Annotated in this window: 17 protein-coding genes; 6 read left to right on the top strand and 11 right to left on the bottom strand. The window is 72.7% G+C overall.

The annotated features are described in order from the left end of the window. Positions 1-38: 38 nt before the first annotated feature. From ACFWOG_RS25525 to ACFWOG_RS25510, 4 genes are all read right to left on the bottom strand, one after another. Complete coding sequence (locus ACFWOG_RS25525; protein WP_329883209.1) at positions 39-791, bottom strand: amino acid ABC transporter ATP-binding protein; 753 nt, start codon at positions 789-791, stop codon at positions 39-41. A gap of 44 nt (positions 792-835) precedes the next feature. Next, a complete protein-coding gene (locus ACFWOG_RS25520; protein ID WP_329883090.1) occupies positions 836-1,810 on the bottom strand; it encodes an amino acid ABC transporter permease in 975 nt (324 codons plus the stop codon). A 37-nt stretch (positions 1,811-1,847) separates the two neighbouring features. Continuing rightward, positions 1,848-2,774 carry an ABC transporter substrate-binding protein gene (locus ACFWOG_RS25515; RefSeq protein ID WP_329952259.1) on the bottom strand — a complete coding sequence of 309 codons (927 nt, stop codon included), beginning with the start codon at positions 2,772-2,774 and terminating at the stop codon, positions 1,848-1,850. Positions 2,775-3,203: 429 nt separating this feature from the next. Beyond that, positions 3,204-4,133, bottom strand: coding sequence for an ABC transporter substrate-binding protein (locus tag ACFWOG_RS25510; RefSeq protein WP_329952258.1), 930 nt, complete (start codon positions 4,131-4,133; stop codon positions 3,204-3,206). 623 nt (positions 4,134-4,756) lie between these two features. Between ACFWOG_RS25510 and ACFWOG_RS25505 the strand changes: the two genes are divergently transcribed. Next, entirely contained in the window at positions 4,757-5,953 is a 1,197-nt protein-coding gene (locus tag ACFWOG_RS25505; protein ID WP_355399357.1) for an NADP-dependent malic enzyme, read from the top strand. Between the two features lie 108 nt (positions 5,954-6,061). After that, a complete protein-coding gene (locus ACFWOG_RS25500) occupies positions 6,062-7,024 on the top strand; it encodes a zinc-binding dehydrogenase (protein ID WP_329883086.1) in 963 nt (320 codons plus the stop codon). A gap of 52 nt (positions 7,025-7,076) precedes the next feature. Here the strand turns inward: ACFWOG_RS25500 and ACFWOG_RS25495 are convergent, their stop codons facing one another. The 7 genes from ACFWOG_RS25495 to ACFWOG_RS25465 all read right to left on the bottom strand — a co-directional run bounded on the left by ACFWOG_RS25495 (position 7,077) and on the right by ACFWOG_RS25465 (position 18,068). Beyond that, positions 7,077-8,201, bottom strand: a complete 1,125-nt coding sequence (locus ACFWOG_RS25495; RefSeq protein ID WP_355399355.1) for a PadR family transcriptional regulator — start codon at positions 8,199-8,201, stop codon at positions 7,077-7,079. Between the two features lies 1 nt (position 8,202). Then, a complete protein-coding gene (locus ACFWOG_RS25490) occupies positions 8,203-9,120 on the bottom strand; it encodes a DUF4097 domain-containing protein (protein WP_380361112.1) in 918 nt (305 codons plus the stop codon). Between the two features lie 219 nt (positions 9,121-9,339). Continuing rightward, positions 9,340-9,519 (bottom strand): DUF6104 family protein, encoded by a 180-nt coding sequence (locus ACFWOG_RS25485; protein WP_329883083.1) that lies wholly within the window; start codon positions 9,517-9,519, stop codon positions 9,340-9,342. Positions 9,520-9,566: 47 nt separating this feature from the next. Further along, positions 9,567-11,627 (bottom strand): protein kinase, encoded by a 2,061-nt coding sequence (locus tag ACFWOG_RS25480; protein ID WP_380361111.1) that lies wholly within the window; start codon positions 11,625-11,627, stop codon positions 9,567-9,569. A 258-nt stretch (positions 11,628-11,885) separates the two neighbouring features. Beyond that, positions 11,886-15,674 (bottom strand): multifunctional oxoglutarate decarboxylase/oxoglutarate dehydrogenase thiamine pyrophosphate-binding subunit/dihydrolipoyllysine-residue succinyltransferase subunit, encoded by a 3,789-nt coding sequence (locus tag ACFWOG_RS25475; RefSeq protein ID WP_329952253.1) that lies wholly within the window; start codon positions 15,672-15,674, stop codon positions 11,886-11,888. Between the two features lie 427 nt (positions 15,675-16,101). Beyond that, on the bottom strand, positions 16,102-17,232 hold the full coding sequence (locus tag ACFWOG_RS25470; RefSeq protein ID WP_329952252.1) for a HAMP domain-containing sensor histidine kinase: 1,131 nt from the start codon (positions 17,230-17,232) through the stop codon (positions 16,102-16,104). A gap of 98 nt (positions 17,233-17,330) precedes the next feature. Further along, a complete protein-coding gene (locus ACFWOG_RS25465; RefSeq protein ID WP_329883079.1) occupies positions 17,331-18,068 on the bottom strand; it encodes a response regulator transcription factor in 738 nt (245 codons plus the stop codon). 550 nt (positions 18,069-18,618) lie between these two features. Between ACFWOG_RS25465 and ACFWOG_RS25460 the strand changes: the two genes are divergently transcribed. The 4 genes from ACFWOG_RS25460 to ACFWOG_RS25445 all read left to right on the top strand — a co-directional run. Continuing rightward, entirely contained in the window at positions 18,619-19,398 is a 780-nt protein-coding gene (locus ACFWOG_RS25460) for a rhomboid-like protein (RefSeq protein ID WP_380361110.1), read from the top strand. A 359-nt stretch (positions 19,399-19,757) separates the two neighbouring features. Then, on the top strand, positions 19,758-22,229 hold the full coding sequence (lon, locus tag ACFWOG_RS25455; RefSeq protein WP_380361109.1) for an endopeptidase La: 2,472 nt from the start codon (positions 19,758-19,760) through the stop codon (positions 22,227-22,229). Positions 22,230-22,393: 164 nt separating this feature from the next. Next, positions 22,394-22,900, top strand: a complete 507-nt coding sequence (locus ACFWOG_RS25450) for a GtrA family protein (RefSeq protein ID WP_329883076.1) — start codon at positions 22,394-22,396, stop codon at positions 22,898-22,900. Between the two features lie 142 nt (positions 22,901-23,042). Beyond that, on the top strand, positions 23,043-24,219 hold a 1,177-nt coding region (locus tag ACFWOG_RS25445), incomplete at its 3' end, for an ROK family protein (RefSeq protein ID WP_380361108.1).

Genomic DNA, 24,219 nt, shown 5'->3' with positions numbered 1-24,219 from the left:
CGGCAGGACGGGCCTGCCGGGCGCCGACGTGGACGTGCTCAGAGCACCTTGGAGAGGAACGCGCGGGTGCGTTCGTGCTGCGGGTCGGTGAGGACCTGGCGCGGGTTGCCGGACTCGACGACGACGCCGCCGTCCATGAACACCAGTGCGTCGCCGACCTCGCGGGCGAAGCCCATCTCGTGGGTGACGACCACCATGGTCATCCCCTCCTCGGCGAGGCCGCGCATGACGTCGAGGACGTCGCCGACCAGCTCGGGGTCGAGCGCCGACGTGGGCTCGTCGAAGAGCATCAGCTTGGGCTTCATGGCCAGGGCCCGGGCGATCGCCACCCGCTGCTGCTGGCCGCCGGAGAGCTGGGACGGGTAGTTCTTGGCCTTGTCGGCCAGACCGACCCGCTCCAGCAGCGCCATCCCGCGTTCCCGGGCGGAGCTCCTGCTCTCGCCCTTGACCTGAACCGGCGCCTCGATGACGTTCTCTATGGCGGTCATGTGCGGGAACAGGTTGAAGCGCTGGAAGACCATGCCGATGTCGCGCCGCTTCAGCGCGACCTCGCTGTCCTTGAGCTCGTAGAGCTTGTCGCCCTTCTGGCGGTAGCCGACGAGGTCGCCGTCCACCCAGAGCCGGCCGCCGTTGATCTTCTCCAGGTGGTTGATGCACCGGAGGAAGGTCGACTTGCCGGAGCCGGAGGGGCCGATCAGACAGAACACCTCGCCCTGCTTGACCTCCAGGTCGATGCCCTTGAGGACCTGGACGGTGCCGTAGGACTTGTGGACGTTCTCGGACCGGACCATCGGGCCGCCCTGGGCGGCGTCGGCGGTCGGCTTGGTCAGATCGGTCATACGTGACCACCTCCCTCAAGCCCCGGGACCACGTCGGACTGGGTCTTCGGGGTGGGCTTCCCGGCGAACAGGCCCCGCAGTCGCTGCAGCGGGGTGGGCGGGAGGGTCCGGTTGGAGCCGCGGGCGTAGTGCCGCTCGATGTAGTACTGGCCGACGGTCAGCACGGAGGTGAAGGCGAGGTACCAGAGGCTGACCACGATCAGGATCGGGATGTTCTGGTAGTTCCGAGAGTAGATGATCTGACCGGCGCGGAAGATCTCCTCCAGGGAGATCACGGAGACCAGCGAGGTGGTCTTGAGCATCGAGATGGTCTCGTTGCCGGTCGGCGGGATGATCACCCGCATGGCCTGCGGCAGGATGACCCGCCGCATGGTCTGGAACTGGCTCATGCCGAGCGCGTGCGACGCCTCGGCCTGGCCCTCGTCCACCGACTGGATGCCGCCGCGGACGATCTCCGCCATGTAGGCGGCCTCGTTCAGGCCGAGGCCCAGCAGGGCGGCGACGAAGGTCGGGATCAGCACGTTGGTGGACTCGGACCAGAACTCCGGTCCCCACGGCACGCCGATCGAGAGCTTGGCCCAGATCAGGCCGAGGAAGTTCCAGAAGACCAGCTGCACCAGGACCGGCGTGCCGCGGAAGATCCAGATGTAGATCCAGGCGGTGCCGGAGAGCAGCGGGTTCCGGGAGAGCCGCATCACCGCGAGGATGATGCCGCCGACCACACCCATGATCATGGCGAGCGCGGTCAGCTCCAGCGTGACGAGCATGCCGTGCACGATGCTGTCGTGGAAGAGGTACTTCCCGACGATGTCCCACTTGAAAGCGGGGTTGGTGAAGAGGGCGCTCAGCAGCATCGCGCCGAGGACGGCGATGACGACGGCGCCCGCCCAGCGTCCGGGGTGGCGGACCGGGACGGCCTTGATGGTCTCAGGCCGTCCCTTCTCCGCGTGCCCCTTGTCCAGAGAATTCACGGTGTGGCCTCGGGGGAGAGAGGAATCCGGCGGAGGGTCAGCTGACGGCGCCGTTGAGCGTGGACTTGTCGAGGGCGCCGGCCTCGACGCCCCACTTGGCGAGGATCTGCTTGTAGGTGCCGTCGTCGATCAGCGACTGGACGGCGCCCTGGACGGCCGGGGCGAGCGCGGAGCCCTTGGCGAGCGCGATGCCGTAGGGGGCCGAGTCGTAGGTGGAGCCGAGCTTCTCCAGCTGGCCGCCGGACTGCTTGATCGCGTAGTCGACGACCGGGGAGTCGGCCATCATCGCCTGGTCGCGGCCGGAGACCACCGCGTTGGTGACGTCGGTCTGCAGGTCGAACTTGTCGCCGTCGTTCACGACACCCGGCTTGCCGGCCTTGACGCAGGCGGGGCTGCGGGTGTCGGTGATCTCCTGGGCCTGGGTGGTGCCGGTCTGGACGGCGATCTTCTTGCCGCAGAGGTCGTCGGCGTTGATCTTGTCCGGGTTGCCCTTCTTGACCGCGATCGCGCTGCCGGCGTTGAAGTAGGTGACCAGGTCGACGGTCTGCTCGCGCTCCTTGTTGTCCGTGAGGGACGACATGCCGAGCTGGAACTTGTTCGACTGGATGCCCGGGATGATCGCGGTGAACTGCGAGTCCTGGACGTCGGCCTTGAGGCCGAGCTTGGCCGCGACGGCGTTGGCCAGGTCGACGTCCATGCCGACGATCTTGCCGCTGTCGTCCTTGAACTCGTTCGGCGCGTACGAGGCGTCCGTACCGACCACGATCTTGCCGGAGGACTTGACGTCGGCCGGGACGAGCGCGGTCAGCTTCTCGTCGACCTTCACCTCGTTGACGGTTGCGGAGGCATTCGGCGCGCCGCTGCTCTCCTCCTTGCTGCTGCCGCAGGCGGTCAGCACGAGCGACGCGGACGCGAGCACGGCCGCGCCGGCGAGGAGACGGGTGCGCTGGGTACGGACGATCATGGGGGAGATCTCCTCCTGAGGGAGAGGTCGGGCGGAGCGCACCGCGGGGGGCGGCACACCGGGGCAGTAGGCCGTACGGCGCTGTACGGGTGGGGCAGGGTGACTGCGCAGGGTGGTACGAGGTACTGCTCTCCGCCACCGTCCGCCGAGGTGGGCGTTTGACCGAACCGCCTCGACCAGTGGCCGGCTCGATCCGAGATGGGGGGAATCCTGCCATCTGATGACGGGCGGGTGGTCCTTATTCAGATCAAAATCGGATAACGAGGGGGCGTGCCGTCCGCTATTCGGACGGATACCGTGTCCCTGTCACCCTGTGTATAAGTATGCAGACCCCCGTGCGGTCCGCCCGGAGGCCCGCCCGCGCCCTCGCCCGAATTGCGGCTGCCCCGCCGCGCCCGCCCGGACGCGGGCCCCGTGCTCCGTCCCCGCTCAGATTCCGCCGTTGACCACCGCGTTCTGGGCCGCGCCCGCGGAGACGTTCCACTTGGCGAGGATCTTGTCGTACTCGCCGGTGCGGATCAGCTGGTCGACCGCCTTGGCCAGGACGTCCCGCAGCTCGGTGTCCTCCTTGCGCAGGGCGATCCCGTACGGGTTGGACCGGGACTGCGAGCCGGTCACCTCGAAGCGGTTGCCGCCGTCGGTGTTCTTCGCCGCGTAGGCGGCCACCGGGAAGTCGTTCAGGCCGGCCTGCGACGCACCCGAGGCGACCTCGGCCAGCGCCTTGGCGTCGGTGTCGAACTTGTGCACGGTGAGCGGCTTGCCGGCCCGGGTGCAGGCCGTGACCTGCCGGGCCACGATCTCGTCCTGGGTGGTGCCCTGCTGCACGGCGACGGTCCGGCCGCAGAGGTCGTCCAGGGTGCGGATGCCCTTCGGGTTCCCCTTCGGCACCACCAGCGAGGTGCCGGCGATGAAGTAGTCCACGAAGTCCACGCCGGGGCCCGTCGGTTTGCCCTGGTCGTCCACGCCCTCCCGGCGCTGGCGGATGTCGCTCAGCGCGGACATCACCACGTCGAACTGCTTCTTGTGCAGCTCCGGTATCAGCTTGTCGAACGGGGTGTCGACGTACTCGATCCGCAGGTCGAGGATCCGGCCGAGCGCCGCCGCGATGTCGGGGTCCAGGCCGTCCGGCTTGCCGTCGGCGCCGCGGAACTGCACCGGCGGGTAGTTCACGTCCATGCCGATCCGGAGCGCCTTCGCGGTCTGCTGGGCCTTCGGGATCTTCCCGCGGATCTCCTGGAGCGGGTCCTGCGCGGCCTGCTCGTCGCCGCCGCCGCCGCAGCCGCTCAGCAGCAGGGCTCCGGCGGTGGCCAGGGCGAGTGCGGCGGCGGCCGGTCGTCGGGAGTGGGGACGGTGATGCATGGGGGTACTCCTGTGGGAGGGATGGAGTGGCACCGCGGCATCGCGGAGGTGTACGCGAGATGGCGGGATGAGGGATCCTCCCATCCCGCTCTGCCGGGCCCGTGGGCGGGTGTGTCAGAATTCGGTACCGGGTGACCCCCGACGCTCGAACCAGACCGCCGAGCCGCAACCGGCTCGGGGTGCGCAGGAACGGAAGTCCATGACGTCGACTCCGTATCCGAGGCACCGGCCTCCCTCCGTGTCTGCGTTCACTCCTGCGGGTGTGCGTGCTCGTTCGCCATTGCCGCCGCCGGGGCCGGTGCTCGCGACGCCTGGTTCCTCAGGGTGGCCGTGAGGCGTACGACCGGTATGTGACTTGGACGAAAAGGCATGGGTGCGATGCCTCTCTCCGACCTACGCTCGGCGCGGAAGCACGACGCAGACCAGGCGCAGCAGAAAACTCGAATAAAACCCTCATCCGAGGGCGCACGCCCGACGGCGGCGCCCCGACCCGGCCTTCCCGGGGACGTCCCGGCGTCCCCGGACACCGGTGACCGGTCACCGCTGACCGGACGTCGGTCCAGGCCGGGCCGTCCGCTCCGTCGGGCGCGTGCCCTCGCTCGATCAATGACGAAGAGGTCATCGTGGCAGCGGAGATCATCCACAGCACTACTCAGGACACCGACGATCCGGTCGATGCCGTGTTCGCGCTCCACCGCGGCGGCAAGATGGAGGTCCGGGCGACCGTCCCGGTGCGCGACGCGGACGACCTGTCCCTCGCCTACACCCCCGGTGTCGCCCGCGTCTGCACGGCCATCGCCGAGCAGCCCGAGCTGGTGAACGACTACACCTGGAAGGCCAACACGGTGGCCGTGGTCACCGACGGCACCGCCGTGCTCGGCCTCGGCGACATCGGCCCCGAGGCGTCCCTCCCGGTCATGGAGGGCAAGGCGATCCTCTTCAAGCAGTTCGGCGGCGTGGACGCCGTCCCGATCGCGCTGGCCTGCACCGACGTGGACGAGATCGTCGAGACCGTGGTCCGGCTCGCGCCGTCCTTCGGCGGGGTCAACCTGGAGGACATCTCCGCCCCGCGCTGCTTCGAGATCGAGCGCCGGCTCCAGGAGGCCCTGGACATCCCGGTCTTCCACGACGACCAGCACGGCACCGCCATCGTCACCACCGCCGCGCTCTGGAACGCGGCCAAGGTGACCGGCCGCGAGATCGGCTCGCTGCGGGCCGTCATCTCCGGCGCCGGCGCGGCCGGTATCGCGATCGCCAAGATGCTGCTGGCCGCCGGCATCGGCGACGTGTCGGTCTGCGACCGCAAGGGCGTGGTGCACGAGGGCCGTGGCGACCTCACCGACGTCAAGGCGGAGATCGCCGCGCTGAGCAACCGGGCCGGCCTCAAGGGCTCGCTGGCCGACGCGCTGGCCGGCGCCGACGTCTTCATCGGCGTCTCCGGCGGCACGGTGCCGGAGGAGGTCGTCGCGACCATGGCCGCGGGCGCGTTCGTCTTCGCCATGGCGAACCCGAACCCGGAGATCCACCCCGAGGTCGCGCACCGGTACGCGGCCGTGGTGGCCACCGGGCGCAGCGACTTCCCGAACCAGATCAACAACGTGCTGGCCTTCCCGGGCATCTTCGCCGGCGCCCTGCAGGTCCGGGCGACCCGGATCACCGAGGGCATGAAGCTGGCCGCGGCCAAGGCGCTCGCCGGTGTGGTGGCGGACGAGCTGACGCCGCAGAAGGTGATCCCCTCGCCGTTCGACGAGCGGGTCGCCCCGGCGGTCAGCAAGGCCGTCGCCGAGGCCGCCCGCGCGGAGGGCGTCGCCCGCCGCTGACGCGCGCCGGGGGAGCGCCGCCCTCGCGGGGGCGCTCCCCCTCCCCGGGACGCGCGTCACACGTACGCGCGGTTCCGGCCCCGGGCGCCCGCCGCTATCGTCCGGATCATGTTTGCTGCCTACGCCGCACGAATCGACGCCGACGACCCGCTCGGCGGGCTGGAGCTGGGCGAGCTCCCCGAGCCGCAGGCCCGTCCGGGCTGGAGCGTGGTCACGGTCAAGGCCGCCAGCCTCAACCACCACGACCTCTGGTCGCTGCGCGGGGTCGGCCTGCCCGCCGGGAAGCTGCCGATGATCCTGGGCTGCGACGCGGCCGGGGTCGACGAGCACGGCAACGAGGTGGTCGTGCACTCGGTCATCGGCCAGTCCGGCCACGGCGTCGGGCCGGACGAGCCCCGCTCGATCCTGACCGAGCGCTACCAGGGCACCTTCGCCCGGCAGGTGGCCGTCCCCACCTGGAACCTGCTGCCCAAGCCCGCCGGGCTCTCCTTCGAGCAGGCCGCCTGCCTGCCCACCGCCTGGCTGACGGCCTACCGGATGCTGTTCACCAACGCCGGGGTGCGGCCGGGGGACACCGTCCTGGTGCAGGGCGCCGGCGGCGGTGTGTCCACCGCGCTGGTGGTCCTCGGCAAGGCGGCAGGGCTGCGGGTCTGGGTCACCGGCCGCGACGAGACCAAGCTCGCCCGGGCCGTGGAGCTCGGCGCCGACGCGGCGTTCCCCGCCGGGGCCCGACTGCCCGAGCGGGTCGACGCGGTGATGGAGACGGTCGGCGCCGCGACCTGGTCCCACTCCGTGAAGTCGCTCCGCCCGGGCGGCACGATCGTCATCTCCGGGGCCACCTCCGGCCCCAACCCGGCCGCCACCGAGCTGAACCGGATCTTCTTCCTGGAGCTGAAGGTGGTCGGCTCCACCATGGGCGACCGGGACGAGCTGGCCGGGCTGCTCTCGTTCTGCGCCACCACCGGCGTCCGCCCGGTGATCGACTCGGTGCTCCCGCTGGCCGACGCCCGGGACGGCTTCGCCCGGCTCGCGCGGGGCGACGTCTTCGGGAAGATCGTCCTGACCCCGTGACGCGCGCGGGTCCGGCACCCCCGCGGGGATGCCGGACCCGAGGGTGCCGGGGTCAGCCCAGCAGCCGCTTCAGGCGCTCGCCGGCGGCGCCCAGCACCGCGCGGGCCTCGGCCAGCCGGTCGGCGGACACGCCGCCGTCCCGGGCCGCGTCGCGGACCTGGTCACGGAACCGGTCGAGCAGCCGCTCCAGCTCCCGGGCCGGGTCACCGGCCGGGTCGGTGGCCGCCCACGCCGGGAGGTCGGCCGGGGCCGCGCCGGTGGGCTCGTCCTTGTCGAGGTCGATCCGGGTGACGGTGACCTTCTCGGTGGGCGCTCCGGCCGGCCGGTCGGCGGGCCGCTCGCCCCGCTCCTCGGCCCGGTCGTCGGCCTGCTGGCCCCAGCGGGCCGCGTCGGCCAGCCCGGCCAGGCCCCTGGTCAGCTCGGAGAGCCCCTCGGCCAGCCCGGTCGGCCAGTCGCCGCGGGCGGCGTGGTCGCGGACCTGCTGCTCGACCCGGCGCTTGATCCGCAGCGCCTCCTGCTGCGCGGCCGTGCGGGCCGCCCGGGACTGCTCGCGCAGCCGGCGGGCCTCCTCCTCGGCCGCCTTGGCCTTGGCCTTGGCGGCCTTCTCCTGCTCCTTGGCCCGTTTGGCCTGCTCCTTGGCCTGCCGCTTGAACTCGGCGAACTCGTCCTTGGCCCGCTGCCAGGCGGCCCTGTCGCTCCACGGTCCGGCCCACGGGCTGCCGTCCCCGGTGGTGCCCTCGTCCCCGTCCCCGTCCCCGGTCGCGTCCCCGTCACCGGAGGCGCGCCGCCGGGCCTGCTTCGCCGCCGCGCCCCACAGTTCCTCGCGCAGGTCCTGGGCGCTGTCGCGGACGTCCTCGCGGATCGCCCCGGCGAGCTGGGCCACCGAGTCGTGGATCTCCAGCTCCAGGTCGTCCAGCTCGCCCTGGCGGGCCTCCAGCTCGGCCCGGCCGGCGTCGGTGAGCCGGTAGACCTTGCGGCCGCCCTCGGTGCTGTGCGTGACCAGGCCCTCCTGCTCCAGCTTGGCCAGCCGCGGGTAGACGGTACCCGCCGAGGGCGCGTACAGGCCCTGGAAGCGCTCCTCCAGCAGGCGGATCACCTCGTAGCCGTGCCGCGGGGCCTCGTCCAGCAGCTTGAGCAGGTAGAGGCGAAGCCGGCCGTGGCCGAAGACGGGGGTCATCTCAGACCTCCTTGGTGAGGTCGGGGCCCTTGGTGAGGTCGGCCGGGGCGGGCAGCTCCCGCACCACGGCCGGGGCGTCCTCCTCGGCGTCGGGCCGGTGCAGGACGGTGACGGCGCCGGAGACGGTGGTCACCGTGAGGCTGCCCTTGCCGTCGCCGAGCTGGCCGGAGAGCCGCTTGGTGCCCCAGGAGCCGCCGACCTTCAGCTGCTCGAAGGTGGAGGAGAGGTCGCCGCTGGTGGTGCCGGCCTCGACCTTGGTGTCGGCCAGCGACGGCAGCCGGACGCCGACCGCGCCGCTGACGGTGGTGACCTTGATCTCGGTCGGGGTGGCGGCGGCGAGGTCCAGGGTGACCGCGCCGGTGACGGCGTTGGCCGACACCTTCTCCGCGGTGCCGGCGACCACGGTGAGCCGGCCCGAGACGGTGTTCAGCTTGAGCCGGCCGGCCACCGACTGGGCGTCCACGTCGCCGGTGACGGTGTTGACGTCGGTGCGGCCGGCCAGGCCGACGAGGGTGACGTCGGCGCTGGCGGTCTGCGCCGAGACGCGCTCCGTGAAGCCGGAGACCGTCGTCGCGGCCGAGACGGTGCCGACCTTGACCTCGGTGCCGGCGGGCACGGTCAGGGTGACCTCGGCGGTCCGCTTGCGCTTGAACGAGGTGAAGAAGCCCTTCACCGATTCGACCGACTTGAGGACGTCGCCGAACTCGTTCCAGCTGCTGAGGTCCTTGTAGGTGACGGTGAGGACACCGTCGACCAGGGTGACGTGCAGCGGCTCGCCCTTGAGCTCGGTGACCTCCAGGCGGGCGGGCCCCTCGGCGGCCACCACGTTCACCGTGCCGTCGATGATCCGCACCTGGAGGGTCCGGACGGCCTCCTCGATGGTGATCCTGTCAGGTCCTTCGACCGTCCACTGGCTCATCTCTGCCGCCTCCCGTTGATGACTCGCGATGTATCGCGTTCTCTCTTTAAAGACGATATATCGCGTGACGGTGAAGTCAAGGGAATCCGGCCGGACCCCGACCCGGAGCGGACCCGGAGCCCACCCCGAGCCGTCCCCTACGGGGGACGGCGAAGGGCCCGGAGAGCGGGTGCTCTCCGGGCCCTTCGCCCAGCCGGCCTGCGAGGACGGCCTACCGGGTCAGTCGTCGTCCTCGTCGTCGAGCCGGGCCAGCCAGGTGGCCAGCCGCTCGACCGGGACCTCGAAGTCCGGGTTGAGGTCGACGAACTCGCGCAGGCGCTCGGCCAGCCACTCGAAGGTGACCTCCTCGTCGCCGCGCCGGCTCTGCAGCTCCTCGATGCCGCGGTCGGTGAAGTACACGGTTCGCTCCGGTCCGGTGGGGATTCGACCTGGTCAGGATAGTCCGGTCAGCTGGCGCGCCAGGTGGACAGGTTCACCTTGGCCGCACCGGTGGTGGCGTCCGCGACCTCGACCGCGGCGATGGCGATGTTGCGGGTGACGCGGTCGCGGATGCAGAGCAGCCGGCCCGGGGTGACCCGGTTGAAGGTCAGGTCGGTGTCCGGACGGGAGTCGATCGCCGCCGCGCACTGCTCGGGGGTGACGGCCGCCTCGGTGATGACCGCGAAGTCCGACTTGCTGTCGCCGGAGCTGGCGAAGGAGTCGGCCCGGCTGCCGCTGGAGGTGGACTCCCGGGTCAGGCCGAGCCCCCACTTCAGGTCGGAGCCGCGCGGCACCACGTTGCCGGTGGTCAGGTCGATCCGGTACGCCTCGCTGGAGTACTCGGCGCCCGGGATCGAGAGCGGCTTCTTGTCGATCACCAGCTGGTAGCCGGTCGGCCGGGCCGGGGCGGTGACCCCGGAGGCGCTGGGCGAGCCGGGCAGGGGCACGGCGCTGACCGGTGCGGAGGTCGCGGACGGGCTCGCCTTCGGTGACGAGCCGCCCGTCGTGGCGGTCGGGGTCGTCTCCACCGGAGTGGTCGGCAGGGCGGCGGGCTGCTGGGTGACCGGCGCGCTCGGGGCGGAGCTCGTCCTGGCCTCGTCCTTCTTCGACTTGTCCATCCGGTCCATCAGCACCACACCGCCCGCGGTGCCGCCGAGCGCCATCACCAGGGCGACGGTCAGCAGCACCTTCCAGGAGACGCCCTTGCGCTTCGGCTCCGGCGCCGCCGGTGTGTCCGTCACCACCGGTCCCGGCGGCGGGGTGTCGTAGGACGGCGGCTCCTGGCGCAGCTGGACGGTCGGCGGCGCGGGGAGCAGCGGGCCGGTGGGCGCCTCGGTGGGCGACTGCGCGGCGCCGTACGCGCCGAGCGCGGGCGGGACGAAGCCCGGCGGCGGGGTGGCCTGGTGGGCCTGGCCGTAGCCGGTGGGCGGGGTGGCCGGCTGGGTGGGTCCGTAGCCGGTGGGCGGGCCGAAGGAGGGCGCGGTGCCCGGGTGGGTGGGGACGGCCGCCGGCTGCGGCGGGGCGGTCGGCGGCCCGGCCGGGGCGGGGGGAGCGGTGGGCGCGGCCGGCAGCGGGGTGGGCGGCGTCTTCGGCAGGTCGGAGCGGCGGGTGATCTCGGTGTTGACCTGCCGGGGCAGCCAGTCGTCCGAGAACCGCAGCTGGCCGCCGACGGCCGGGTGGTTGCGGGCGATCTCGATGATCTCGGCGGGCCGGGGCCGGTCCTCGGGGGACTTGGCCAGGCAGCGCAGGATCAGCTCGCGCAGGTCGGCCGGGACGGCGTCCAGGTCGGGCTGCTCGTGCACCACGCGGTAGAGCACCGCGGTGTCCGGGCCGTCGCCGAACGGTGCGGAGCCGGCGGCCACGTAGGCGGCCAGCGCGCCGAGTGCGAAGACGTCGGTGGCCGGCGTGACCGGGCGGCCCTGGGCCTGCTCGGGGGACATGAAGGCGGGCGAGCCGATCCGGTAGCCGGTGCCGGTGAGCGCGGTGGCGTCGGCGGCCCGGGCGATGCCGAAGTCGATCACGCGCGGGCCGTCGCCGGCCACCAGGACGTTGGCCGGCTTGAGGTCGCGGTGGACCACCTCGACGCTGTGGATCGCCTGGAGGGCCTCGGCGACGCCGCCCATCAGCAGCAGCACGGTACGGACCGGCAGCGCGCCGTTCTCGCGCACCACCTGCTGGAGCGAGGGGCCGGGGACGTACGCGGTGACCAGCCAGGGGGCGTCGCCGTCCAGGCCGCCGGAGTCGATCACCTGCGCGGTGTAGAGCCCGTGGATCCGCTGGGCGTTGGAGACCTCCTGCGCGAAGCGGCGGCGGAACTCGCTGTCCTCGGCGAACTCCGGGCGGACCACCTTGAGCGCCACCGGCCGGCCGCCGGGCGTGTAGGAGAGGTAGACCCGGCCCATGCCGCCGGCCCCGAGCCGGGCGAACAGCCGGTAGCCGCCCACCTCCCTCGGGTCGTCCGGGTGCAGCGGCTGGAAGACCGGTGGGAGCGGGGTGGCTGAGGCGTCCCTCGGCGTGTCGGCGGTCATGCGGTAGATCCCCCTGGGATAGCGGTGAGGTCGTCCGACCGCGTCCCGGGCTCGTTGACGGCGGCCCCGACGACGGTCTGGCGAGGCTTAACCTATCGACCCGTCAGTCTTCCCCGCAGGTCGGTACCGCTTTGGTTGCAGAGCTGGGACCTTCGCACACGCCGCGGTGATACGCCTCCGGCCCCCCGTGCGGCCCTGGGGACCAGGGATGCGCGGGGGGCCGGAGGTGCGACGGTGCCGGAGTCCGACCGGGGAGGGTCAGATGGTGAAGATCTCCTCCAGCAGCGACTGCTGCTCGGCGGCGTGACGCTTGGCCGAGCCGACCGCGGGGGCCGAGGAGGCCGGGCGGGCGACGCGGCGCAGGCGGGCGCCGTTGGCACTGCGGCCGATGACGACCTGGAGGTGGTCGACCAGGTTCATCGCGATGAACGGCCAGGCACCCTGGTTGGCCGGCTCCTCCTGGGCCCAGACGAACTGGACGTCCTCGCCGTAGCGGGCCAGCTCCTCCTGGAGCTCGGCCACCGGCAGCGGGTAGAGCCGCTCGACCCGGACGATCGCCGTGTCGGTGACGCCGCGCTCGGTGCGGGCCGCCTCGACGTCGTAGTAGAACTTGCCGGCGGTGATGACCACCTTCCGGACGTTCGCCGGGTCGACGGTGTTGTCACCGATGACCGGGCGGAACGAGCCGGACGTGAACTCCTCGGTGGCGCTCGCCGCGGCCTTCAGACGCAGCATCGACTTCGGGGTGAAGACGACCAGCGGCTTGTGGTGCGGGTTGTGCGCCTGCCAGCGGAGCAGGTGGAAGTAGTTCGACGGCAGGGTCGGCATGGCGACCGTCATGTTGTTCTGCGCGCACAGCTGGAGGAAGCGCTCCGGGCGCGCGGACGAGTGGTCCGGGCCCTGGCCCTCGTAGCCGTGCGGCAGCAGCAGGGTGACGCCCGAGTGCTGGCCCCACTTCTGCTCGGCGGAGGCGATGTACTCGTCCACCACGGTCTGGGCGCCGTTGACGAAGTCGCCGAACTGCGCCTCCCACATGACCAGCGCGTTCGGGCGGGTCAGCGAGTAGCCGTACTCGAAGCCCATGGCCGCGTACTCGGACAGCAGGCTGTCGTAGACGGTGTAGCGGGCCTGGTCCTCGGTGAGGTACTGCAGCGGGGTGTAGTCGTCGCCGGTCTGGCGGTCGATCAGGACGGCGTGCCGCTGGCCGAAGGTGCCGCGGCGGCTGTCCTGGCCGGCCAGGCGGACCGGGTGGCCCTCCATGAGCAGCGAGCCGATGGCGAGGGTCTCGCCCGTCGCCCAGTCGATGGTGTTGTCCTCGACCGAGGCGGCCCGGCGCTGGAGCTGCGGCAGCAGGCGCGGGTGGACGGTCAGCCAGTCCGGCAGGTTGACCTGGGAGGCGGCGATCCGCTTGACCATCTCCTGGGAGATGCCGGTCTGGATGTTGACCGGGAAGTCGGCGACCGGCTTGCCGTTGGTGGCGGGGGCCGGGGCCTGGGCGGCGTCGCGGACCTCCGCGAAGACCTTCTCCAGCTGGCCCTGGAAGTCCTGGAGCGCCTGCTCCGCCTCTTCCATGGTGATGTCGCCGCGACCGATCAGACCCTCGGTGTAGAGCTTGCGCACCGAGCGCTTCTTGTCGATCAGGTCGTACATCAGCGGCTGGGTGAACGACGGGTTGTCGGCCTCGTTGTGACCGCGGCGGCGGTAGCAGATGAGGTCGATCACGACGTCCTTGTGGAACGTCTGGCGGAACTCGAAGGCGAGCCGCGCGACGCGGACCACGGCCTCCGGGTCGTCACCGTTCACGTGGAAGATCGGGGCCTCGATCATCCGGGCCACGTCGGTGCAGTACATCGAGGAGCGCGAGGACGCCGGGGCGGCGGTGAAGCCGACCTGGTTGTTCACCACGACGTGCACGGTGCCGCCGGTGCGGTAGCCGCGCAGCTGCGACATGTTCAGGGTCTCCGCGACGACGCCCTGGCCGGCGAAGGCCGCGTCGCCGTGGATCTGGATCGGCAGCACCGGGAAGGTCGTGCCGCCCTGGTCCAGGATGTCCTGCTTGGCGCGGGCGATGCCCTCGACGACCGGGTCCACGGCCTCCAGGTGGGAGGGGTTCGCGGCGAGCGAGACCTTGATGGTCTCGCCGTCCAGGCCGGTGAAGGTGCCCTCGGAGCCGAGGTGGTACTTCACGTCGCCGGAGCCGTGCATGGACTTCGGGTCGAGGTTGCCCTCGAACTCGCCGAAGATCTTGCCGTACGGCTTGCCGACGATGTTGGCCAGCACGTTCAGACGGCCGCGGTGGGCCATGCCGATGACGGCCTCGTCCAGGCGGTGCTCGGCCGCCGAGTCGATGGTGGCGTCCAGCAGCGGGATGAGCGACTCGCCGCCCTCCAGCGAGAAGCGCTTCTGCCCGACGTACTTGGTCTGCAGGAAGGTCTCGAAGGCCTCGGCGGAGTTCAGGCGGCGCAGGATGCGCAGCTGCTCCTCGCGCTCCGGCTTCGTGTACGGCTTCTCCACGCGCTCCTGCAGCCACTTGCGCTGCTTCGGGTCCTGGATGTGCATGTACTCGATGCCGACGGTGCGGCAGTAGGTGTTCCGCAGCAGGCCGAGGATGTCGCGGAGCTTCATCATCCGCTGGCCGCCGAAGCCGCCGACCGCGAACTCGCGCTCCAGGTCCCACAGGGTGAGGCCGTGGGTGGTGACGTCCAGGTCGGGGTGCTTGCGCTGCTTGTACTCCAGCGGGTCGGTGTCGGCCATGAGGTGGCCGCGGACCCGGTAGGAGTGGATCAGCTCGATGACGCGCGCGGTCTTGTTGACCTCGTCGTCGTGGGTGGTGGCGACGTCGGTGGCCCAGCGGACCGGCTCGTACGGGATCCGCAGCGACTCGAAGATCTCGTCGTAGAAGCCGTTCTCGCCGAGCAGCAGGCGGTGGATCTCGCGCAGGAACTCGCCGGACGCCGCACCCTGGATGACGCGGTGGTCGTAGGTCGAGGTCAGCGTCATGATCTTGGAGACGCCGAGCCGGGACAGGGTCTCCGGGGCGGAGCCCTGGAACTCGGCCGGGTACTCCATGGCGCCGACGCCGACGATGGTGCCCTGGTTCTGCATCAGGCGCGGCACGGAGTGCACGGTGCCGATGCCGCCGGGGTTGGTCAGCGAGACCGTGACGCCGGTGAAGTCGTCCATGGTCAGCTTGTTGGCGCGGGCCCGGCGGACGATGTCCTCGTAGGCCTGCCAGAAGCCGAAGAAGTCGAGGGTCTCGGCCTTCTTGATGGCCGCGACGACGAGCTGGCGGTCGCCGTTCGGCTTGACCAGGTCGATGGCCAGGCCGAGGTTCACGTGCTCCGGCTTGACCAGGTAGGACTTGCCGTTCTCCACCTTGTAGCTGTTGTTCATCCCGGGGGAGGCCTTGACGGCCTGCACCAGGGCGTACCCGATCAGGTGGGTGAAGGAGACCTTGCCACCACGGGCGCGCTGCAGGTGGTTGTTGATGACGATGCGGTTGTCGATCAACAGCTTGGCCGGGACGGCGCGGACCGAGGTCGCGGTCGGCACCTCCAGCGAGGCGTCCATGTTGGTCGCGACGGCCTTCGCCGGGCCGCGGAGCGGGACCAGCTCGGGGCCGGTCGCGTCGGTGGCGGGCGCAGCGGCCGGGGCGGCGGCCTTGGGGGCCGGAGGCGCGGCGGGGGCTGCGGCGAGCGGCGCGGCCGGGGCCGGGGCCGAGACCGGGGCCGCGGCGGCCGGAGCTGCCGGGGCGGCGGGCGCTGCCGGAGCCGGCGCTGCCGGGGCCGGAGCCGCCGGAGCAGCAGCGGCGGCGGGCGCGGGGGCGGCGGCGGGGGTCGGCGTGGGGCCGACCTGGGTCGCGGCCTGGGTCACTGGGGTCACCTCGGTACCGGGCTTGTAGTCGGCGAAAAAGTCCCACCAGGCTCGGTCGACCGAGTTCGGGTCCTGGAGGTACTGCTGGTAGATCTCGTCGACGAGCCACTCATTGGGGCCGAAGCCCGTGGAGCTTGCCGAGCTGTTGGAGGTTTCATGGGACTGTGGCGACACGGCGGCAACCGCCCTCTTCCGCTTCCTTTTGGGATGTTTGGACAGCGGGGATTAAGGCTACGCCTCTGACCAGTGATCGCGCAGTCCCCGGGGCCCAGGCGTCGCCCAGATCACAGTGCTGACCTGCAGGTTGGCTGAAAATGTGCGTTAGAAGGCCGCATCGGAGGGGAACCGATCGCGCCTGATCGCGCCCCATATGTGGGCAAAAGCGGACAAAAGTATTCGATTGACCGGCGGACTCCGCCGCGCATGTCTGTGTCGCTTCTGTGACATGCGGGCGAAGTCCGCTCGACGCGAACATCGCGGCGACCTCCGACGGAACCGCCTGCGGGACACCGGCGGGATCACCGGCGCGCTCACCGGGGTGAACGCGGACGCGAGCGCCGTCGGGGCCGCCGGCGGGGCCGGCGCGGGGCCGCCCGCGCGGTCAGCGCGGGCCGGGCAGCCGGACCGCGATCCGGCAGCCGCGTTCGGCCTCGGCGACCTCGATCCGCCCGCCGTGCAGGTCCACCGCCCAGCGGGCGATGGCCAGGCCCAGCCCGGTGCCGCCGTCGGCACCCGGCCCGGCCCCCGTGGCGGTGCCGCTGCGGCTGAACCGCTCGAAGACCCTGGTCCGGTCGGCCGCCGGGATGCCCGGACCCTCGTCCTCCACCTCCAGCAGGAGCCCGCCCGGCATGTCGCCGGGCCGGGCGCGGACCGTCACGGTGCCGCCCGGCGGGGAGTGCTTGCAGGCGTTGTCGACCAGGTTGGCGACCACCTGGTGGAGCCGTTCCGGGTCGGCGACGCCGGTCAGGCCGGCCGGGCTGACCTCCAGGGCGAGCCGGACGTCGCCCCGGCGGGAGAACGCCCCGCCGGCCGTCGCGCCGTCCACGGTGACCCCGCGCAGCACGCCGTCCAGGAACTCGCGCACCTCGAAGGGGCGGGCGTCCAGGTCGACCACGCCGTCGTCGATCTTGGACAGGTCGAGCAGGTGGGCGACCAGCCGGCCGAGCCGTTCGGTCTGTTCCAGCGCGGCACCCAGGGTCGCCGGGTTCGGCTGGACCACGCCGTCGACCACGTTCTCCAGCACGGCGTGCAGCGCGGCGATCGGCGTGCGAAGTTCGTGCGAGACGTTGGCGACGAGCTCGCGGCGGTGGCGGTCGGCGGCTCCGAGATCGGCCGCCATCTGGTTGAAGGTCGCCGCCAGCTCGCCGATCTCGTCGCGCGAGTTCACCTCGACCCGGCGGGTGTAGTCGCCGGAGGCCATCGCGCGGGCGGCGGCGGTCATGTCGCGCAGCGGGGCGGTCAGCCCGTGCGCGAGGAACTGCATGAAGAGCAGCGAGGCGATCATCGAGAAGATCATGATGATCCGGATCTGGGTCTCGGACCGGATCGCCACGACCACCATGCCGGTGGCCAGGAAGACCGAGACGATCACCAGGAGGGCGAGTTTGCCCTTGATGGAGCGGACCGGGTCGAGCGGCCGGATGTCGGCCCAGACCCGGCGGGCGGCACGCGTGGCCAGCGTGGGCGGCCTGCTGCCGGTGGTGTCCCCGTTGCGTTGCTGTGGAAAGGTCATTGGTCCCCTGTGAATCCCCCGCGTGCTGTGATCCCTCGGGTGGCGCGCACGGCGGTTCGGGACACGGGCCCCCCGGAGGCCCGCCGCCCGAGGCGCCGCTAGGAGAGCGGGGCCTCCAGCGCGTACCCGACACCGTGGACGGTGCGGATCCAGCTGGCGCCGATCTTGCGGCGGAGCGCCTTGACGTGGCTGTCGACGGTCCGGGTTCCGGACGCGTCGGTCCAGTCCCACACCTCGGCCAGCAGCTGCTCGCGGGTGAGCACCGCGCGCGGCTGTGCGGCCAGGCAGGCGAGCAGGTCGAACTCGGTCGGCGTCAGGTGGACGTCGCCCGCGGCCAGCCGGACCCGGCGCTGGACGTGGTCGATCTCCAGCTCGCCGAAGCGCAGCGAGCCCAGTGCGGGCGTCCGGGCGGCCTGCTGGGCGCGCTCGACGCGGCGCAGCAGCACGTTGACCCGGGCGGCCAGTTCGCGCATGGAGAAGGGCTTGGTCATGTAGTCGTCGGCACCGACGCCGAGGCCGACCAGCAGGTCCGTCTCGTCGTCGCGCGCGGTGAGCATCAGGACCGGGACCGGGCGCTGGGCCTGGATCCGGCGGCACACCTCCAGCCCGTCGAAGCCGGGCAGCATGATGTCGAGGACGACGAGGTCGGGCTGCCAGGTGTGGAAGCCGTCGACGGCGCCGGGCCCGTCGTGGGCCACGGCGACCTTGAAGCCCTCCGCGCCCAGCCGGGCCGCGATGGACTCGGCGATCGTGGGCTCGTCCTCCACCACCAGCACTCTGCGCTGGCTGCTCACCGTGCCGCCGTTGTTCTGGTGGTCCTGCTGAATTTCTGTCACGGTCACGCCACCGCCCCCAGGGCTGCGGGCCGGCCACCTGTGGGGATGGCGAGGCTCCGCTCGTAGTCTTGTTCCGTCGTGGACTGTGCCGGGTCCGCCGTCCCGTCGCGCGTGCGGCGTCGGAGGGCGGGTGTGGACCGCCCTTCTCTTCCGCACACTCCGCAGCGTACGGACAGAGGATGCTTCCCGGCAGGCGGACCGGACGTTTCCGGCCCGTGGACCGGCCTGTCGGACCGGTTTCCGGACCCACTCGGAAGTGGGCACGGGCCGATACCTTACCCGGCGATTTTTCACTCAGTAACGGTACGTATGCACATGAGTTGACACCAACCCGCCGGTCAGGGGCGCCGCCCCCCTGCGGGGAGGGGGATGGTCTGGACCAATGTCGGGTCTCTGCCGGTATCGGAATACTCACGGCATTTTCCCAGCCGGCTCCCAGGAGCCGGACGTACCGTGGCCACGACAAGTCGTGGAGGTGGGATCGCCGGAGCCCGCCGGTACGTTGGCCACCGGGCGGGGCCGGTGGCTGCGGCGTCTGAGCGGAGGCGGCATGACGGGGCGACGGATCGGCGCCGGGCAGGGCGGGCCGCCGTACGGGATGCTCCGCCACGGGCTGCGGGCCGGCCCGCTCGCCTGGGTGCTGGCCCGGGTGCCGACCCCCCGGCGCAACCCCTTCGCGCTCGGCTACCTCGCCGTGGTCGCCACCACCACCACGTTCGCGATGCTCGCCGATCCGGAGCTGGTGGCCCGCCTCCAGGAGGCGTCCAGCTCGGACGGGCACAACCTGTTGCACCATCCGCTGCGCGCGCTCCTGCTCAGTGGCTTCTGGGTGGCCGGCACGGTCTGGATGCCCTACCTGTGGGCCTTCGCCCTGACCGTCGCGCCACTGGAGCGCCGGGTCGGGGCGGTCCGCGCCGCGGTGGTCTTCGCGGCCGGGCACGTCACGGCCACCCTGCTCTCCCAGGCCGTGGTGATCACCGCGGTGGAGACCGGGCGACTGGAGACCGCGGCGCTCGACCACCTGGACATCGGGGTCAGCTACGGCGTGCTGGCCAGCCTCGGCGCACTGGCCGGGCTGCTCCCCCTGCCCGGCCGGGTGTTCGGCCTGGGTCTGGCCGGCGCGCTGATCGCCGAGCAGATCGCGACCGACCGCGACCTGGTCACCGGCGTCGGGCACCCGGTGGCGCTGCTGGCCGGGGTGGCGCTCTGGCGCTGGCTGCGCCGCTGGGACGGCCACGGGCCGGGGCGCGGCCGGGCGGTCGCGCCGGCCGCCGGGGTGCCGGCGCCGGTGGCCGCGCGCGGCCGGACCGCGGTGCTGGACCGGCTGTAGGTGCCCGGCCGGCCGTCGCCCGGCGGCTTCGGCGGCGGCGGTCGCCTTCCGGTGGTGTGGCTCCGGTGCCGCTCCGGTGTCGTTCCGGTGCCGCTTTCCGATCGAGCTCCTCCGGGTGCAGCCCACGGCCGTCCGTCTCCGTCCGTCTCCGTCCTTCCGGCCGTCCTTCGGGCCGGCGCCCCCGGCCGACGGCGCCCGGACGCCGCCGCAGCCACCCCGGGAGGCGTCTTTTTGACAGCCCCCGCGCGCGCTCCCTGCGCCGACTCCGCGTTCGCTCACGGCGAACAACCGGCGGGGAACATCCGGCGCCCGCAGATCCTTAGTCAGGTCGACTCAAGTTCGCTGACTGGGGAGAGATCATGGCATCGACGTCCACACCGCTCACCCTGCCCGTGCTGCCGCTCGACGACGAGGTCGTGCTCCCGGGCATGGTCGTCCCGCTGGACCTGAAGGACACCGAGGTCCGCGCCGCCGTCGAGGCCGCCCGCGCCGCGGCCGGGACGGGCAAGCCCCAGGTCCTGCTCGTCCCGAGGGTCGACGGCTCGTACGCGGCCGCCGGCACCCTCGCCACCGTCGAGCAGGTCGGCCGGCTGGCGGACGGCGACCCGGCCGCGCTGGTCCGCGCGGTGCGGCGGGTGCGGATCGGCGTCGGCACCACCGGGCCCGGCGCCGCGCTCTGGGTCGAGACCACGCCGTTCCGCGAGTCCTCGGCCGGCACCCCCGTGGCCGGGCGGGCCGCCGAGCTGGTCAGGGACTACAAGAACCTCTCCACCCAGTGGCTGCGCAAGCGCGGCGCCTGGCAGATCGTCGACCGGGTCGCCGCCATCGAGGACGTCGGCGAGCTCGCCGACAACATCGGCTACGCGCCCTTCGTCACCGCCGAGCAGAAGCTCAAGGTGCTGCTGGAGGCCGACCAGGTCGCCCGACTGGAGTACGCGCTCGGCCTGCTCCGCGACCACCTCGCCGAGGAGGAGGTCAACGACACCATCCGCAAGGACGTCGAGGAGGGCGTGGCCAAGCAGCAGAAGGAGTTCCTGCTCCGCCGCCAGCTGGAGGCCGTCCGCAAGGAGCTGGCGGAGCTGAACGGCGACCCGGCCGACGAGGAGGACGACTACCGCGCCCGGGTCGAGGCCGCGGGCCTCCCGGAGAAGGTGCGCGAGGCCGCGCTCAAGGAGGTCGACAAGCTGGAGCGGGCGAGCGACCAGTCGCCGGAGGGCTCCTGGATCCGCACCTGGCTGGACACCGTCCTGGAGCTGCCCTGGAACGAGCGGACCGAGGACGCCTACGACATCGTCGGCGCCCGCGCGGTGCTGGACGCCGACCACGCCGGCCTGGCCGACGTGAAGGACCGCATCGTCGAGTACCTCGCGGTCCGCAAGCGCCGGGCCGAGCAGGGGCTCGGGCCGGTCGGTGCCGACGTCGGTGCCGGTGCCGGCAGCGACGGCAAGGAGCGGCGGGACGGCGCGCTGCCCCGGAAGGGCGGCGGAGGGCGACGGGCCGGCGGGGCGGTGCTCGCGCTGGTCGGCCCGCCCGGCGTCGGCAAGACCTCGCTCGGCGAGTCGGTGGCCCGGGCGATGGGCCGCAGCTTCGTGCGGGTCTCGCTCGGCGGCATCCGGGACGAGGCGGAGATCCGCGGCCACCGGCGCACCTACGTCGGCGCGCTGCCCGGGCGGCTGGTCCGCGCCATCAAGGAGGCCGGCTCGATGAACCCGGTCGTCCTGCTCGACGAGATCGACAAGGTCGGCTCCGACTACCGGGGCGACCCGGCCGCCGCCCTGCTGGAGGTGCTCGACCCGGCCCAGAACCACACCTTCCGGGACCACTACCTGGAGGTCGAGCTGGACCTCTCCGACGTCGTCTTCCTCGCCACCGCCAACGTGCTGGAGGCCATCCCCGAGCCGCTGCTCGACCGGATGGAACTCGTCCGGCTCGACGGCTACACCGAGGACGAGAAGGTCGTCATCGCCCGTGACCACCTGCTCCCGCGTCAGCTGGAGCGGGCCGGCCTCCGGGACGAGGAGGTCACCGTCGACGAGACCGCACTGCGCCGGCTGGCCGGCGAGTACACCCGCGAGGCCGGCGTCCGGACCCTCGAACGCTCGATCGCCCGGGTGCTGCGCAAGATCGCCGCACAGAGCGAGCTGGGCGAGCGCGAGCTGCCCGTCAGGATCGGCGCCGACGACCTGCGCGCCCTGATCGGCCGCCCGCACCACGTCCCGGAGGCCGCCCAGGAGCCGGCCGAGCGGCGCACCGCCGTCCCCGGGGTGGCGACCGGCCTGGCGGTCACCGGCGCCGGCGGCGACGTCCTCTACATCGAGGCCTCGCTCGCGGACGCCGAGACCGGCGGCACCGGGCTGACCCTGACCGGCCAGCTGGGCGACGTCATGAAGGAGTCCGCCCACATCGCGCTCTCCTACCTGCGCTCGCGCGGAGCCGAACTGGAGCTGCCGGTCACCTCGCTGCGCGACCGCGGCGTGCACCTGCACGTCCCGGCCGGGGCCGTGCCCAAGGACGGTCCGAGTGCCGGCATCACCATGACCACGGCGCTGGCCTCGCTGCTCTCCGGCCGCAAGGTGCGCACCGACGTGGCGATGACCGGTGAGGTGTCGCTGACCGGGCGGGTGCTGCCGATCGGCGGGGTGAAGCAGAAGCTGCTCGCCGCCGACCGGGCCGGCGTCACCACGGTGATCATCCCCCGGCGGAACGAGGCCGACCTGGACGACGTCCCGGCCGAGGTGCTGGAGCGCCTCACCGTCCACCCGGTCTCGGACGTCCGGGAGGTGCTGAGGCTGGCCCTGGAGCCGGCCGAGGTGCTGGTCGCGGCCGCCTGAGGCGGCGCCGGGCGGCCACCGGCAGGGCGCCGACGGCCCCGGGACAGGCCCGAACGGCTCCGGGACAGGCCCGGCGGAGTACTCCTCCGCCGGGCCACCGGCGTGCCCGGACGGCGGACGGGTTCCGGCGGGAACGGCGGCGGGCCCCGTGCCAGACTGCGGAGATGGCGTCCCCCACGCAGCGCGTCCTGGCCCGGGTGCCGGCCGGGCTGCGCCCGGTCCTGCTCCGGCACCGGAGGCTGGTGAAGTTCCTGCTGGTCGGCAGCGGGTGCTTCGCCCTGACCGTGGTGATCAACTACTCGCTGCGGCTCACCCTGCTGGCGCACAAGCCGGTGGTGGCCCTCACCGTGGCGACCGTGGTGGCCACCGTCGTCTCCTACGTGTTCAACCGCCGGTGGGCCTTCCGGGCGAACGGCCGGCAGCGCGAGGCACTGCTCTACTTCCTGGTCAGCGTGGCGGCGATCGCCGTCAACGACGTCCCGCTGATCGTCTCGCGGTACATGCTGAACCTGCGGGAGCCCTGGGTCAGCCCCTTCGCCCAGGAACTGGCCGACTTCCTCAGCGGGATGGTCCTGGGCACCTTCGTGGCGATGCTCTTCCGGTTCTGGGCCATGCAGCGGTGGGTGTTCCGGCTCGCCGAGCCCGCCTCCACCCGGGTGGAGCAACCCTGACGGCAGGCCCCCGCGTCCGGCCCGCGCTCCTCCGGCCGGCCCGTCGACCGGCCCGTCGACCGGCCCCCGACCGGCCGGGAGCGGTCGGCGAAACCGGGCTACGCTGCAAACGAGTCTGCGGAAGCCGATCGGGGTGATGGCGATGCGCGAGACGGACGGTCTCCGGTCAGGGCCCGCCAGCCAGCAGGGCATGCGCCGGGCCAACCTGGCGCTGGTGCTCGGGGTCATCGCGCGCGCCCCGCGCTCCCGGGCCGAGGTCGCCGCCGACACCGGGCTGACCAGGGCGGCCGTCTCCTCGCTCGCCGAGGAGCTGATCGCGGCCGGCCTGGTGGTCGAGGAGGGCCCGTCGGCCCCCAGCGGCAAGGTCGGCCGACCCGGCACGGCGCTCGGCCTCCACCCGGACGGCCCCGGGGGCCTCGGCGCCGAGATCGGCGTGGAGCACCTGGGCGCCTGCGTGGTCGACCTGCGCGGCGAGGTCCGGGCCTGGCGACGGCAGGAGATCCGCAACCGGGGCCGGCATCCCGCCGCCGTCATGGCCGACCTGGCCGAGCTGCTCCGCCGCGCCGCCGCCGACGCCGGACTGCGCCCGGCCGGGCTGACCCTGGCCGTGCCCGGACTGGTCGGCGGCGACGGGGCGATGCTCCAGCGGGCCGCCAACCTCGGCTGGCGGGACGTCCCGGTCACCGCCGAGCTGCGGCTCGCACTGCGCGCCGCCAATGCCGACGAACTGGCCGAGCTGCCGATCCTGGCCGACAACGAGGCCAACCTCGGCGGGCTCGCCGAACTCTGGCTGGGCGGCGGGCCGGAACACTTCCTGCACGTCTCGGCCGAGGCCGGTGTCGGCTCGGCGATCGTGGTCGGCGGCCGGCTGCTGCGCGGGGTGCGCGGCTACGCGGGCGAGCTGGGCCACGTCCCCGTCCACCCGGACGGGCCGCGCTGCGCCTGCGGGGCGACCGGCTGCCTGGAGCAGTACGCGGGGGAGGCGGCGGTGATGCGCCAGGCCGGTCTGGAGGGGATCCGCGGCGACTGGGTGGCGCTGCTCGCCGAGCGCGCCGCCGCGGGGGACGAGGAGGTGGTGGCGGCGCTGGCCGGGGCGGGCGCCGCGCTGGGCATCGCCTCGGCGGGTGCGGTCAACCTGCTCGACCCGGCGGAGGTGGTGCTGGGCGGCGGCTACGCGCAGCTGGCGCCCTGGCTGGTGCCGGCGATGAGGGCCGAGCTGGCCGCCCGGGTGACCGTCCGCCCCTGGACGGACGAGCGGCTGACGGTCTCCCGGCTGGGCCGCCGCGGCCCCCTGCTGGGGGCCGCGGTCGGCGTGGTCC

The organism is Kitasatospora sp. NPDC058406 (assembly GCF_042722765.1).
Lineage (GTDB): Bacteria > Actinomycetota > Actinomycetes > Streptomycetales > Streptomycetaceae > Kitasatospora.
This window is presented reverse-complemented; position numbering and strand designations above follow the sequence as displayed.

Excerpts from the sequence above, each read along its gene's own strand:
- ACFWOG_RS25525 (WP_329883209.1), bottom strand. The coding sequence starts at position 791 with ATGGTCCGGTCCGAGAACGTCCACAAGTCCTACGGCACCGTCCAGGTC.
- ACFWOG_RS25515 (WP_329952259.1), bottom strand. The coding sequence starts at position 2,774 with ATGATCGTCCGTACCCAGCGCACCCGTCTCCTCGCCGGCGCGGCCGTG.
- ACFWOG_RS25510 (WP_329952258.1), bottom strand. The coding sequence starts at position 4,133 with ATGCATCACCGTCCCCACTCCCGACGACCGGCCGCCGCCGCACTCGCC.
- ACFWOG_RS25500 (WP_329883086.1), top strand. The coding sequence starts at position 6,062 with ATGTTTGCTGCCTACGCCGCACGAATCGACGCCGACGACCCGCTCGGC.
- ACFWOG_RS25495 (WP_355399355.1), bottom strand. The coding sequence starts at position 8,201 with ATGACCCCCGTCTTCGGCCACGGCCGGCTTCGCCTCTACCTGCTCAAG.
- ACFWOG_RS25490 (WP_380361112.1), bottom strand. The coding sequence starts at position 9,120 with ATGAGCCAGTGGACGGTCGAAGGACCTGACAGGATCACCATCGAGGAG.
- ACFWOG_RS25480 (WP_380361111.1), bottom strand. The coding sequence starts at position 11,627 with ATGACCGCCGACACGCCGAGGGACGCCTCAGCCACCCCGCTCCCACCG.
- ACFWOG_RS25470 (WP_329952252.1), bottom strand. The coding sequence starts at position 17,232 with ATGACCTTTCCACAGCAACGCAACGGGGACACCACCGGCAGCAGGCCG.
- ACFWOG_RS25460 (WP_380361110.1), top strand. The coding sequence starts at position 18,619 with ATGACGGGGCGACGGATCGGCGCCGGGCAGGGCGGGCCGCCGTACGGG.
- lon (WP_380361109.1), top strand. The coding sequence starts at position 19,758 with ATGGCATCGACGTCCACACCGCTCACCCTGCCCGTGCTGCCGCTCGAC.
- ACFWOG_RS25450 (WP_329883076.1), top strand. The coding sequence starts at position 22,394 with ATGGCGTCCCCCACGCAGCGCGTCCTGGCCCGGGTGCCGGCCGGGCTG.